Annotated in this window: 14 protein-coding genes; 5 read left to right on the top strand and 9 right to left on the bottom strand. The window is 40.7% G+C overall.

Features of this window, described 5'->3' with window-relative positions; all coding sequences use genetic code 11:
• From V5N63_RS05480 to V5N63_RS05465, 4 genes are all read right to left on the bottom strand, one after another.
• Positions 1 to 539, bottom strand: a 539-nt coding sequence (locus V5N63_RS05480) for a protein adenylyltransferase SelO family protein (RefSeq protein WP_332033138.1), incomplete at its 3' end; no start/stop codon positions are given.
• A 74-nt stretch (positions 540 to 613) separates the two neighbouring features.
• Positions 614 to 2995 carry a penicillin-binding protein 1A gene (locus tag V5N63_RS05475; RefSeq protein WP_332033137.1) on the bottom strand — a complete coding sequence of 794 codons (2382 nt, stop codon included), beginning with the start codon at positions 2993 to 2995 and terminating at the stop codon, positions 614 to 616.
• An 8-nt stretch (positions 2996 to 3003) separates the two neighbouring features.
• Positions 3004 to 3474 (bottom strand): gliding motility lipoprotein GldH, encoded by a 471-nt coding sequence (locus V5N63_RS05470; RefSeq protein WP_407936701.1) that lies wholly within the window; start codon positions 3472 to 3474, stop codon positions 3004 to 3006.
• Positions 3461 to 4780, bottom strand: coding sequence for a PSP1 domain-containing protein (locus V5N63_RS05465; RefSeq protein ID WP_332033154.1), 1320 nt, complete (start codon positions 4778 to 4780; stop codon positions 3461 to 3463). Before V5N63_RS05465 ends, V5N63_RS05470 begins: the two co-directional genes overlap by 14 nt.
• Positions 4781 to 5171: 391 nt before the next feature.
• Between V5N63_RS05465 and V5N63_RS05460 the strand changes: the two genes are divergently transcribed.
• The 4 genes from V5N63_RS05460 (at position 5172) to V5N63_RS05445 (ending at position 9653) form a co-directional block, all read left to right on the top strand.
• On the top strand, positions 5172 to 6407 hold the full coding sequence (locus tag V5N63_RS05460; RefSeq protein WP_332020671.1) for an OmpP1/FadL family transporter: 1236 nt from the start codon (positions 5172 to 5174) through the stop codon (positions 6405 to 6407).
• Between the two features lie 14 nt (positions 6408 to 6421).
• On the top strand, positions 6422 to 7939 hold the full coding sequence (locus V5N63_RS05455) for a G-D-S-L family lipolytic protein (RefSeq protein WP_265143822.1): 1518 nt from the start codon (positions 6422 to 6424) through the stop codon (positions 7937 to 7939).
• A gap of 91 nt (positions 7940 to 8030) precedes the next feature.
• The gene (locus V5N63_RS05450; protein WP_332033136.1) at positions 8031 to 8969 is read left to right on the top strand and encodes a ribose-phosphate pyrophosphokinase; all 939 of its coding nucleotides are present in this window, start codon (positions 8031 to 8033) and stop codon (positions 8967 to 8969) included.
• Positions 8970 to 9017: 48 nt separating this feature from the next.
• Positions 9018 to 9653 (top strand): 50S ribosomal protein L25/general stress protein Ctc, encoded by a 636-nt coding sequence (locus tag V5N63_RS05445; RefSeq protein ID WP_265143820.1) that lies wholly within the window; start codon positions 9018 to 9020, stop codon positions 9651 to 9653.
• Positions 9654 to 9764: 111 nt separating this feature from the next.
• On the opposite strand, the gene V5N63_RS05440 is transcribed toward V5N63_RS05445, so the two are convergent.
• Both V5N63_RS05440 and V5N63_RS05435 read right to left on the bottom strand, forming a co-directional pair.
• Positions 9765 to 10043 carry a hypothetical protein gene (locus V5N63_RS05440; protein WP_332033135.1) on the bottom strand — a complete coding sequence of 93 codons (279 nt, stop codon included), beginning with the start codon at positions 10041 to 10043 and terminating at the stop codon, positions 9765 to 9767.
• 117 nt (positions 10044 to 10160) lie between these two features.
• Entirely contained in the window at positions 10161 to 10649 is a 489-nt protein-coding gene (locus V5N63_RS05435) for a YkgJ family cysteine cluster protein (protein WP_332033134.1), read from the bottom strand.
• Between the two features lie 214 nt (positions 10650 to 10863).
• Here V5N63_RS05435 and V5N63_RS05430 point away from each other — a divergent pair, with 214 nt between their 5' ends.
• Positions 10864 to 11247, top strand: coding sequence for a group III truncated hemoglobin (locus V5N63_RS05430; RefSeq protein ID WP_332033133.1), 384 nt, complete (start codon positions 10864 to 10866; stop codon positions 11245 to 11247).
• Between the two features lie 50 nt (positions 11248 to 11297).
• On the opposite strand, the gene V5N63_RS05425 is transcribed toward V5N63_RS05430, so the two are convergent.
• From V5N63_RS05425 to V5N63_RS05415, 3 genes are all read right to left on the bottom strand, one after another.
• The gene (locus V5N63_RS05425) at positions 11298 to 12374 is read right to left on the bottom strand and encodes a calcium:proton antiporter (protein ID WP_332033132.1); all 1077 of its coding nucleotides are present in this window, start codon (positions 12372 to 12374) and stop codon (positions 11298 to 11300) included.
• Positions 12375 to 12436: 62 nt separating this feature from the next.
• Positions 12437 to 12784 carry a DUF6122 family protein gene (locus V5N63_RS05420; protein ID WP_332033131.1) on the bottom strand — a complete coding sequence of 116 codons (348 nt, stop codon included), beginning with the start codon at positions 12782 to 12784 and terminating at the stop codon, positions 12437 to 12439.
• 12 nt (positions 12785 to 12796) lie between these two features.
• Positions 12797 to 13513, bottom strand: a complete 717-nt coding sequence (locus V5N63_RS05415; protein ID WP_332033130.1) for a DNA alkylation repair protein — start codon at positions 13511 to 13513, stop codon at positions 12797 to 12799.
• Between the last annotated feature and the right edge of the window lie 74 nt (positions 13514 to 13587).

The raw sequence follows: 13587 nt of genomic DNA, 5'->3' as shown, positions 1-13587 counted from the left end.
CCGTCGTACATCATGTCACGAAGGACATTTTCACCGGAAAAAGACAGCGACAAAGCTCTTGTCGTAGGAGTGCCGAGATGGTGCATGGCCTCACTCATCAGATATTCGCGGACTGAGGAGCGAAGCACCGCGCGGCCGTCCGCATGTCGGGAGTAGGGAGTAGCGCCTGCGCCTTTCCACTGGAGTTCTGTTTTTTTGCCGTTTTTATTTGCGATTTCACCTGCAAAAATTGCTCTGCCATCACCGAGTTGCCCGGCCCAATTGCCGAACTGATGGCCGGCATAAGCGGTGGCGTAAGTTTGAAGGTGTTGAGGAACATCTGCTGCATTCAGAAACATGGCATCCTGTTCATCTTCAAGTTTTCCCAACCCGATTTCTTCTGCGAGCTTTTCATTAAAAAGAATGAGTTCCGGAGTCTGAAATTTTTCGATTTCTACTGCTGCCAGAAGTACTCCCGGTGTTTGTCGCTGCATGGTGTTGCCCGATAAATCTGCGGGGAAAAGGGAGTAATATTGTTGGGTAATTTTATTTAAATTCATCTTTCAAAGTTCGCTAAAAAAAACATCCTTCCAAAAAAATTGAAAGGATGTTTATATGGTTTAATTGAGCAATATTATTTATTGAAGTCGATCTCGTCGCCGGTATTGATGGTTTCGTTGACGTTTTCTTCTTTTCTGCCGTTAGATTTTTTTGGAGCAGCTGCAGGATCTTCAATTTTAGGATTTTTAAGCTCATCCATGGTCTGAAGCCCGCCTTCATCACCGTATCCGCCTAATCCCTGAAGATCAGAGCAGCTTCCGGTCCAGTTTGAAGGTTTAATGAATTTATCTTCTACCGTAACGCCAAGATCTTTATCAGCCCAGACTTTTTTCATGAATATTGCCCAGATGGGAAGTGCCATTTTAGCACCCTGACCTTCGCCGGTTCCGCGGAAGTGGGTCGCACGGTCTTCCCAGCCAACCCAAACTCCGGTGGCGAGATTTGGCGTAATTCCCATAAACCAACCGTCGGAATTGTTTTGGGTGGTTCCGGTTTTTGCAGCAATCTCAATTCCTTTCTGCACGCCTCTTCTTCCAAGTTCGCCGGATGCGGTACCATATTCAGCAACCCCTTTCATCAGATCGATCATGGTATAGGCATAGAGTTCGTTCATCACTTCCTTCAGAAGGGGTTTTACTTCCTTAATTACCCTGCCGTTTGCGTCTTCTATACGCCAGATCATTTCAGGTTTTATGTAATTTCCGTAGTTGGCAAAAGCACTGTAGGCACCAAGCATTTCATAAATGGTAATGTCGGAAGATCCCAGCGCTACTGCGTATTCGTTCGGGATTTCTTCGGTAACTCCTAAATCTCTTGCGGTTTGAATTACGCTTTTAGGGCTCGTCATTTCAATAAGTCTTACTGCCACTGGGTTTTTCGAGTGGGCAAGTGCGTCTTTCAGAGTGAGCATTCCGCCGGATCCTTCCACTGTCCAGGTTCCTTTTCTGTAAGTTGCGTTGGATACAGTAGAGCAAGGTGTCATACCCAATTTCATAATCGCAGTGGCGTAAACGAAGGGTTTGAACGTTGAGCCAACCTGACGTTTCCCCTGCTTAATATGATCGTATTGGAAGTGCTGCCAGTTGATCCCTCCAACCCAGGCTTTAATTTCGCCGGTTCCGGGAACCATAGACATTAATCCTGCCTGAGCAATCTGTTTGTGATAACGGATGGAATCCCAAGGCGACATTTCAACTTCTTCTTCACCATTCCAGGTAAATCTTGAAGTCTTGATTGGTTTTTTGAAATCCATCATGATAGAATCTTCCGGAACACCAGCGTTTTTCAGCTGTTTATATCTGCCGGTTCTCTTCATGGCCTGCACCATGATTCCTTCAATCTGCTTATCATCAAGGAAATAGAATGGTCTCTGTTTACGTCCGCGCTGTTCTGCATCAAATCTTTGCTGAAGATCGGTAAGGTGTTCTTTAATCGCCTCTTCTGCATAAATCTGCATTTTAGAATCCAGAGTGACATAAATTTTCAATCCGTCTTTGAAAAGGTTTAATGTTTTTCCGGTTTGCTTTTCGTAGTCTTTTAAGTAACCTTCAATTTCTTTTCTAAGATAGAATTTGTAATAGGCGGAATATCCTTCGTCGATAGATTTTACCGGATGGTAATCTAAAACGATCGGAGTATCTACCGCTTTCTGGTAGGTTTGCTGATCGATGTAGCCGGTTTTCACCATCTGATCCAGAACGACATCTCTTCTGGCTTTTGCACGCTTCTCATTTCGCATCGGATTATTTTTCACCGGATTCTCGAGCATGGCAACGAACATCGCTGCTTCAGGAAGCGTAAGTTTGGAAGTAGGTTTGTTGAAATAAATTCTTGAAGCCATTTCGATTCCGTTGGCATTATAAAGGAAGTCGAACTTGTTGAAATAAAGCGTAATGATTTCCTCTTTGGTGTATCTTTTCTCCAGACTTACCGCAACAACCCACTCTTTAAGCTTTTGAAATGCTCTCTGAATTTTATTTTGCGAAACCCTGTCGGTAAAAAGCAGTTTTGCCAGCTGCTGGGTGATTGTAGACCCACCACCACGCTGTCCGCCGTATACAACAGCCCTTGCAACAGACTGTAAATCAATACCTGAGTGTTCTTTGAATCGTTCGTCCTCTTTAGCCTGAAGTGCATAAATAAGATGAGGCGGAAGATCTTTATAAGTTACGGGCTGGGTTTTTTCTTTTTCGAATTTGCCCAGTAATTTACCATCGGAGGAATAAATTTCGGAAGCTACATAGATGTCAGGATTTTCGAGTTCCTTCACATCCGGCATGCTGCCCAGAAATCCCTGTGAGGTTGCAAAAAATACCGCTGCAATTCCTAAAATTACAGCAATTAGTGCCATCCAAACGAATTTCACCCACTTCTTCCAGCCAGTGTCCCTTTGTTTTTTTGGAGGAAGCGGAAAAGTCTGCTTTGGTTTGCTTCCCTGGTTTTTTTTGTTTTCCATAAATGATGTTACGGTTTTGCCGTTTCTATTTTTACACCAATATCCTCAATGCCCTTCAAACTGTCGGTTCTCATTGCCTGGACAATACCGATGGAATAACCGCCGTTTTTAGGAAATTTATAATTTACTTTATACTGAAACAGTGTTTCTTTGGTATCACCAAATCCTTTCCCCAGCCACTCGCCATTGGGTTTCGCCAAAACATAATTCAGTGTGTCTGTAGTTTTGTTTTTGGCACCAGCCTCCATGAAATTTACGATAAATCGAATGTTGCTGTAGGGATAATCATTATTGTTCCTTACAACAAATATAATATTTTTTGGAGCTTCTGCATCCGCAATTACAAAATCGAATTTCTGTTCGGCTTTTTTGGGCCAGATTCCGTTGAGGTTTTTCATATCCACCGTTTCGGAATTATCTGAACATCCTGTAAACATTAGCAAAACGGAAAAAACACCCAATATCTTATGCATTGTCATCACGTTTAGGCTGAGGTTTCTTTTTAAATTTTTTCGCCTGCTGGTTTTGTGGTTTCGCATTTTGCGGTTGAGCCTGGGACTTTGCATTCTGAGGTTTCTTCTCAGGTGTGTTTTTGCGTTGAGGAGTGCCAGCGGCCTTCTGCTCAGGTTTTTGATTAGGATTATTTTTCGGACCGTTCGGTTTTTTCCTGTTTTGGTTTTTACCGGAGTTTCGGTTTTTCTTCTCGAAACGGTCCATATTATTTTCCTGAATCAGATCGACTGATTTTACCGGAATATCGTGCTGGTTGCGAAGTTCTTCCAGTGGCGGTGCTTTCTCGCCTTTTTTATTTTGCGAAATAAGTTTCTTTACGTCCTGTACATCCAGATCATACCACGCCATAGACCGGTCTACATACGCAAACCACATTCTTTTTTTGAAGACGTCGATTTTAATACAGAAAGCTTTTCCGTTCACTGTATCAATCGTTGTTGAAGACGAAGGGAAGTCGCTGAGCGCATCCAGATAACTGTCGAGCTCATAATTGAGGCAACATTTCAGTTTACCACATTGACCCGCTAATTTTTGAGGATTGATGCTTAACTGCTGATAACGTGCAGCATTGGTGTTCACCGAACGGAAATCTGTAAGCCAGGTCGAGCAGCATAATTCGCGCCCACAAGAGCCGATACCACCAACTTTTGCAGCTTCCTGACGGAACCCAATTTGTTTCATGTCGATCTTCGTACGGAAAGCAGAGGCGTACTCCTTGATCAGCTGCCGGAAATCGACACGGCTGTCTGAAGTATAGTAAAAAGTTACTTTCGCACCATCGCCCTGAAATTCTACATCGGTAATCTTCATATCAAGATTTAATGCGTAAGAAATCTTTCTGGCCTGAATTTTCACGGCTTCTTCTTTACCTCTGGATTCGTGCCAAACCTCAATGTCTTTTTGATTGGACAAACGGTAGATTTTCAGTGGGTTATCTTCAGAAACATGTTTCTTTTTCATCTGAATTTTTACCAACTCACCGGTAAGGCTCACTACACCTATATCGTGACCCGGACTTGATTCTACTGTGACAACGCTTCCTATATGAAGCGGTAATTGATGTACGTTTTTATAAAAAAATTTACGGTCGTTCTTGAATCTTACTTCCACAAAATCAGTTTGTGATTTTGATGGATTGTTAACATTCGAGAGCCAATCGAAAACACTAAGTTTATAACTATTTCCGCAGGTATCTACACTTCCACAGCCATTCGCAGATTTTGTTCCGCATGAATGGGACGAATCGCCGGATGTTTTACATCCACAACTCATATTGTTTTTTTTGATTAAATTCATGCAAATTTAGTATAAATTTATTTGTGCAAACCATGCCTTTGAGAATTTCATGGGAGGATTAGTATTTTTCATATAAATTCAGCATCTGTTATGAATAATGCATTAATTTTAATATTATTATGCAAATCATATAATTCAAAAAAATTGTAATTGTTATGGTTTCCATGGTACTATTTAATTTAAATAAATGCTGTAAGCCGAGATCAATTTTCAGCAGAAAAGTCTGTTTTTACAGGCATTTTTAATAAAATATTGTAAAAGTAAAATTAAACAGGCGGCACAAGCCCGAAGTAGTTTAAAATAATTTATGATAAATTAACATTTGTTTAAAAAATAATTTTATATTTGGAACATTAATAATGAATTTATGAAAAAAATCGTTGTAACAACAGCACTTTTAGCCGGGATTCTTGCGCAGGCGGGCGGTTTTAGAGTGGCATTACAGGGCGTGAAACAACTCGCTATGGCACATACAAGTGCCCACGCAGAAGATGCGAGTGTAGGGTTTTTCAACCCCGCAGGTATTTCCTTTATCCCCAACAAGCTGAGTGTTGCTGCGGGAGGATTTGGAATTAACGCAGACATTTCTTATCAAAATCCCTCGACTCTTGAATCTTACAGTACCGAAAATCCTATGGGGACACCAATTTATGCGGCAGTGGCTTATAAGATTGTAGATGAGGTTTCGGTTGGTTTCAGCTTTGCGACACCTTTCGGAAGTACGGTTGAATGGCCGAGCGATTGGGCAGGACGCGAAATTGTGCAGAAAATTGAACTGAAAGCATTTTATTTTCAGCCAATGGTATCTTTCAAACTCGCACCATGGGTTTCTTTAGGAGGTAGTTTTATCTATGCAAAAGGATCCGTGGATTGGACTAAAACAGTTTCGCAGTTGGGAGGAACTTTAAACATTAAAGATGATCAGGCCACAGGAAAAGGATTTGGCTTAGGTTTCTATTTTAAACCAAGCGAAAAACTGGATGTGAGTATTGCCTACCGATCACCTGTTGATATGAAAGCAGATGAAGGTGTTGCGAGTTTTAATGTGTCGTCGAGCCTTTACCCTCTGTTGGGATTAGATGCCAACGGACAGGATAAATTTAAAGCTATTTTACCCCTGGTTGATGAGTACACGCTTGGGGTTACCTATAAAATTACTCCGAAATGGCAGATTTCAGGGGATTTCAACTACAGTGGTTGGGATAGATACCAACAGCTAACTTTAGACTTCGAGAATGCACCGGTGGGGAATCAGCCTGATGATCCAACAAAATTGGTATCACCTAAAAATTTCCACAGCACACAAAGCTGGAGAGTGGGAACACAATATATGGTCACCGATAATTTTGCTGCAAGATTAGGTTATTATTATGATGAGTCTCCTTACAGCGATGAAAACTTCATCCCGGAAACACCATCTTTCAATGCCAATGTAATTACGGGTGGTATTGGTTACAAGTGGAAAGGTTTGGGTATTGATTTGTCCGGAGCGTACAATTTTCAGACTCCAAGAACTGTTAACAACGCTTACCTGGATTTCTACGGACAGGCTAAAGCTAAGGCATATTACTTTGGTTTAGGTTTATCTTATAACGCATTTTAAGTATTATTTTAATTATGAAAAGAATATTAATTTCAACAATAGCAGTCTCAGCATTATTATTTAATATCAGCTGCGACACAGATTTTGATCAGGACGTAAGCAGTATTGTGGTTTCTAAAGGAGATGCAGACTTTACCAAATATGTAGCTTTAGGGAACTCCCTTACATCCGGTTACCGTGACAATGCGTTATACATTGACGGGCAAAACGAATCTTACCCTTCCATGATCGCACAACAGATGCAGCTTGCGGGTGGAGGAGCGTTCAAGCAGCCTATGATGCCAAATAACACTGGTGGTTTTACTAATCTACCAGGTTTTGCAGGCAAACTGAATCTTCAGGTAGTGAATGGAGCGTTGTCGCCAGTGCCATCAGCGCCAGCGGCAGCTTTGGATAATGTTACTCCTGGAGGACCGTATCAAAACCTTGGGGTTCCTGGTGCGAAATCCTTTCACTTAGGAGCCGCAGGTTATGGTAACATGGCAGGATTGGCTACGGGACAGGCAAACCCTTATTATGTAAGATTTGCTACAAGCGGAACTTCTTCAGTAATTGGCGATGCAGTAGCTCAGGCACCTACATTTTTCTCTCTCTGGATCGGAAATAACGATGTGCTTTCTTATGCAACCAGTGGAGGCACGGGTGTAGACCAGACAGGGAATACAAACCCAGCGACTTACGGTTCCAATGATATTACAGATCCAAATGTTTTTGCTTCAGTAATCAGCGGATATGTAAATGCGCTTACCGCCAACGGGGCGAAAGGAGTAATGGCAAATATTCCTAATGTAACATCCATTCCATTTTTTACAAGAGTTCCTTACAATCCGCTGACTCCGGCTTTACTAGGATCAAATATTACTGCACTTAACAGCGGATTATATGGTCCGTTAAAACAGGCGCTTACTGCGTTCGGAGCTGGGGACCGTATCAATTTGCTTTCAGCTACCTCTGCAAACCCACTTTTAATTGTAGATAATTCTTTAACCAATCTTTCTGCGCAGCTCACTTTAGCGCTTACACCTTCACTGGGAGTACAAACTGCAACAGCTTTTGGCCAGATTTACGGGCAGGCAAGACAGGCTACTTCTGAAGATTTGGTGCTTTTGTCTACAAGTTCAGTAATCGGAACTCCGGTTGCCGGTGCGCCAGCAAGTATTAATTTAAATGGAATTTCTTATCCATTGGCTAATCAGTATATCCTGACAAATACAGAAAAAAATAAAGTTTTAACTGCGACAGCTGCGTATAATGCTTCTCTGAAAGCGATCGCTACTTCTAAAGGTTTAGCTTTCGTAGATGCCAATGCTAAAATGATAGAGTTATCCAAGGCATCAGGAATCCAGTTTGATGGAGTGAAATATACAGCAACTTTCGTTACGGGAGGAACGTTCTCTCTGGATGGGGTACACCTTACAGGAAGAGGGTATGCATTAATTGCCAATGAATTTATCAAGGCGATAAACACGACTTATAAGTCTACACTGCCGATGGTGAATGTAAACAGCTATTCAGGAGTTAAATTCCCATGATTGCTAAAATAAAATAATCGAACTTTAAAACCACTTGAACTGTTTCAGGTGGTTTTATTTTTTTAAATTTGCACCATCTAAAAAAGTAAAAATGGCTGATCAGGCAAGTTATCTGTTTTCTACAAGAACCAGCAAGGTTTTGGCAGGAAAAATCGCTCAACATTATGGGCAGGATTTAGGAAAAATTAAGTTTCAGGACTTTAGCGACGGGGAGTTCGAGCCGGTTTTGGATCAATCCGTAAGAGGCGGAAGGGTATTTTTAATAGGTTCAACATTTCCGCCGGCAGACAATCTTCTAGAACTTTTATTAATGATTGATGCGGCAAAAAGAGCTTCTGCGAAAAGCATTACCGTAGTTCTTCCGTATTACGGTCTGGCGAGACAGGACCGAAAAGACCAGCCTAGAGCACCCATCGGGGCGAAATTAGTGGCAAACCTTCTTACGGCAGCCGGTGCCACCAGAATCATGACCATGGATCTTCACGCAGATCAGATTCAGGGGTTTTTCGAAATTCCTGTGGATCATCTTTATGCATCCACTATTTTCATCGATTATATACAGAAACTGAATTTAGACAATCTTACCATCGCTTCTCCGGATATGGGTGGCGCAAAAAGAGCGAAAAATTACGCAAGTCACTTAGGTGCCGAGGTAGTAATTGCTTACAAGGAAAGAAAAAAAGCGAACGTAATTGAAGAAATGTTCCTTATCGGTGATGTAGTAGGCAAAAATGTAATCCTTATTGATGATATGATCGACACCGCCGGAACACTTTGCAAAGCAGCAGATATCCTTATAGAAAAAGGAGCAAAAAGTGTTCGTGCCATGGCAACCCACGCTGTTCTTTCAGGAAAAGCTTACGAAAATATCGAAAATTCCAAGATTTCTGAAGTGATCGTAACCGATACAATCCCTGTAAAAGCTGAACTTTCTTCAAAAATTAAAGTGCTTTCCTGTGCCGAATTGTTTGCAGATGTCATGAAAATGGTTCACGAGCATAAATCGATTAGCGATAAATTTATTATTTAAAAAATAATTACATATCTTTGCACCCTTAAAATTTTTTAATACATTATAATGAAATCAATTACAATTCAAGGTACAAAAAGAGAAAGCGTGGGCAAAAAGTCTACTAAAGCTTTACGTGATGCTGAATTAGTTCCTTGTGTTGTTTACGGAGGAGCCGAAACTTTAAATTTTTCTGCAGAAGAAAGAGCTTTTAAAGGTTTGGTATATACTCCTGAAGCACACACGGTATCTATTGAGGTTGACGGACAAACAATTCCTGCCGTACTTCAGGACATCCAGTTTCACCCAATCACCGACAAAATCCTTCACGCAGATTTCTATCAGTTAGCTGATGACAAACCTGTAGTGATGGAAGTTCCTGTAAGAATTACAGGTCGTGCAAAAGGTGTTGTTTCCGGTGGTGCAATGAGACAAACTTACAGAAAGCTTAAATTAAAAGCATTACCAGCAAACTTACCAGACGAAATCGTAGTAGATGTTACTCCGCTTAAAATTGGTAACAAACTGTATGTAGGTGATATCAAAACCAACAATTTCACATTCATGCATCCTGACAACGCAGTAGTAGTAGCTGTGAAGATGTCTAGAACGGCAATGAAAGGTGGAGCAGCAGTTGAAGACGATGAAGAAGAAACTGCAGCAGAAGGAGAAGCTCCGGCAGCAGAAGCTACAAGTGCAGAATAATATTTTCTCGAAATATAACAGAAATCCCGTCATTAATGGCGGGATTTTTTTGTATGAAAAAGCCCTGCCAATGGGCAGGACTTCCTTCTTTCACTTTTACCTTTACATTTTTTACATGGATTCCGGTTTTTTCGCCGCTGGTTTTTCAGTGGTTTCTTCCTGTTTTAGTTCTGCGGCAGTTTCGGTTTTTACTGCGGCCTGTTCTGTAGCTTTTATTTCTGTGGGTTCTGCAGGAAGCACGGCTGCGGCGGCCTCAGCATTCACTACTGTTTGCACCTCAGTTTTTACTGCTTTCTCTGCTTTCAGTTTTTTTGCTTTTTCTGTACTCTGCGCGTTGGCAAAACTCACACCTGCAGCCATTAAAACTACTGCGAATAACGACTTTCTCATAATAATTCAATTTTTTAATTATTGGTGTGTTAATAACGCAGGTTCGGAAAGGGAATTATTTCAGATTCATAAATTTAACACAATTTATTAAAGTTTGTGATTTGTTTAGAAGCTGAATTATTTTTCCAGATTTTTCTTCAAAAGTTCTACAAATTCGAATGCAGCCGGACATATCGCTGTATTTTTAATGGTAAGATGATTAATCTGATAAATTTTTTTCCGGTCGGTGTGGGGAAATTCCCGACAGGCTTTAGGACGCACTTCATAAATCGAGCAGGTATCGTCTGCATTCAGAAACCAACAGGGAAGATTTTGAAGGACTTTATCATTGTCTTCGTCGGTTCTCAGGAATTTGGCTTCGAAATCGGCCTGTTTCATGCGTAGATGTTTAGATATTCTTTCAATATCCTTCTCGGTGAAAAGCGGTCCTGTGGTTTTGCAACAGTTCGCACACTGGAGACAGTCGATTTTACTGAAAACTTCGTCGTGGGTTTCCTGAACTTTGTAATCGAGGTTTTTAGGCGGTTTTTTCTTAAGCTGATCCAGAAATTTTTTGTGATCTTTATGTTTTAGAGCGGCCTGATTTTTATAGAATTCCAGATTCATGATGCAAAAATAACTGATATTTTGAAAAGCTGGGCTTTCTGCTGCAACTTATCTGCGGCCGCGATAGCAGCGGTTACCCCACAGCGAAGCGGCGGAACGCAGTGGAGCCGATGAGCGAGGAGTATGAGCGGATAGCGCGAATTGTCCGCCCTACAAATAACGATTAACGACCCTGGTCATAAAACCAATCGTTTTAAAATCTTAATTTTGCGATATGAAATTATTAGAATCCAGAGAAGACATAGAGTTTTTGGTAAATACTTTTTATAAAAAGGTGGCAAAAGACGAAACCATCGGGTTTTTCTTTACCGATGTTGCGAAGGTGAACTGGGATCACCATTTACCGAAGATGTATTCATTTTGGGAGTCTTTACTTTTCGGACAGGCTTCGTATAAAGGAAATCCTATGGCGATGCATTTTCCGGTAAATGAAAAAGTGGCGATTGAAAAACCTCATTTTGCTCATTGGATAAAGTTATGGACTGAAACCGTGGAAGAAAATTTTGAAGGTGAAACCGCCGATGCTGCGATTTACAAAGCCTCAAACATTGCCAATCTCATGGCATATAAAATGGAAATCGCCAGGAAATTGAAGTAAAAAGAATAAAAAAAGAGAATTTTCAGGCTCAGAAAATTCTCTTTTAATTTTTAAGGTACGATTACAGTGAAGATATAGGCCGCCAAATTCACGATGAGTACGGCGCCGTACATAATGTTCGTTTTTCCGCGGCTTAAAGAAAGCATCACTATAAATACCGAAAGTGCAAGCAGAATAATCGATTTCATATCCAGTCCAAGGACAAACGGAATATCAAACCAGATACAAACCATTGAAACAACCGGAATCGTAAGCCCGACAGTCGCGAGTGCAGAGCCAAGTCCGAGATTGATAGAAGTCTGTATTTGATTATTCTTTGCCGCACGAATTGCCGCAAAACCTTCCGGAAGAAGAACAACCGTCGCAATAATTACGCCGACCAGCGCTCTAGGGGCACCAATACTTTCTACAAAATCTTCGATAACCGGCGAAAGTCCTTTTGCCATAAAAATTACAACACCCAGACTTACAAGCAGCAGACCTAAACTTAGAAATGTTTTTGGTAAACTCGGCGGATCGGCTTCATGGGTGGTATGGTCTTCTTCTTCAATCACAAAGAAATTCCGGTGACGTACCGTTTGCACCCTGAGAAACGTGCCATAAATTACTAAACACGCGAGTGAAACAAAAATTAACTGTGCCTCAGTATAAAATGGACCCCGCACACTCGAGGTATAGTTAGGTAATATTAGCGTAAGCACCAGAATCGCAACAAGACTTACAAGATATGTAGTGCCGGAACTGCGCATGAAAAACTGTTCTTTGTATTTTGCGGCACCAATCCAGATACATGCGCCCAAAATCCCATTAAGAATAAGCATTACCGCGGCAAACACCGTATCACGGGCATAGGTCATTGCACCTTCCCCGCCTGAGAGCATAAAGGAAATAATCAGACCCACTTCCAGAATTGTGATACAGATTGCCAGAATAATGGTTCCGTAAGGTTCTCCCACTTTATGTGCGATAACTTCTGCATGATGTACTGCTGCCAATACGCTGCCGAAAAGCAGTAAACCTCCGAGAATATTAGAAATAACACTGTCTACTAAAAATCCGCCCAAATAAAAAAGACCGGAGATGACCGGGACCAGAGAAGTCCAGTGAAGAAAGTTTTTTAGTTTCATAAAAAATTTTGTACAAAATACAAAAAACCTATCAAAAACAGAATAATTATTTAAAAAATAAATCAGAAATTAAAATTTAATCGCCAGAAATAATAATCCTGAAAGTCTGTAAACATATGAAATAGTAAGCCTACAGCGGCTATTTTGTACTTTCCTTTAAGAAAAATAGTACCTAAAAAATAAACAGCGATTGCAGGATAAGTGTGAAGCGGATGAAAACCTATACTTGCACGGCTTGGATCAAAAATGGGGTTAGCAAAAACATGATCAATATCCACCGCCATGGTCGCCAACATGATAAAATAGGCTTTTCTCCAATTGGATTTAAAAAAAACTCTCGCAATTACAACAGGGAAAATAAAGTGCAGAAAATAGTGAAAGATTTCGCGCAGATAAAATAATTCTGTCATTCTTAGTGGTTTTTAAATTCTGCCTTTTAAAAAATCCTGTCTTAAGTCTTCATCAAACTTTTCGATGGCGTAACGAAGTGTTGTTCGCGGCATGTTTTTGTAATTTTTAACAAGAAAATGCTGAAGTTCGGCTACATTTTTATTACCCATTTCCCGCAGAAGCCAACCGTTAGCTTTGTGCATTAAATCATGCGGATGTTGCAGATTATACAGTGCCAGTTCCTTAAGCAACGAAAATTCTCCGCGTTTTACATGAAACATTGTCGCTACAATGGCCATCCTTTTGCTCCACATATTTTCTTCCCGAGAAAGTGATCTTAACAGGTCATCATCCTTTGTTTCGTATGCATGTCTGCTCAGGATTTTATAAGCAGAATTATCGACCAAATCCCAGTTGTTGATGAATTTTTTATGTTTCAGATAAAAGTTGACAATTTCTTTTTTCTCCTTTTCAGTCTTTGCTTTTTCGAATTTATTTACCAGCATGAGCAAAGCGCAGTGACGGTGTTCATGGATTTTTGAAGATAAAAGTTCAGCAATTTCCTGTAATGAAATCCGGTTCCAGTATTCTTTAACAACTTTTCGCTGATCGGGAACGGTAACGCCAAGAAATTTGTCGCCTTCAGCATATTCGCCTTTTCCGGCTTTAAAAAACCGTGGAAAAAAAGCAGCCTTTTCGGGCAGAGCTAAATCCTGAAGTGCAGCTTTTATTTCCTGAACTGTATTCATTATTTAAACATGTCTTTATGATGCACGGTTTTTATGAAATATAAGTCAAGACCGTTTTTAAAAATGTCTAACCA

Origin of the sequence: Kaistella sp. (assembly GCF_032060305.1) — a bacterium.
Classification (GTDB): Bacteria; Bacteroidota; Bacteroidia; order Flavobacteriales; family Weeksellaceae; genus Kaistella; species Kaistella yananensis.
Note: the sequence above shows the minus strand (reverse complement) of the source record. Positions and strands in the feature narration are given on the sequence as shown.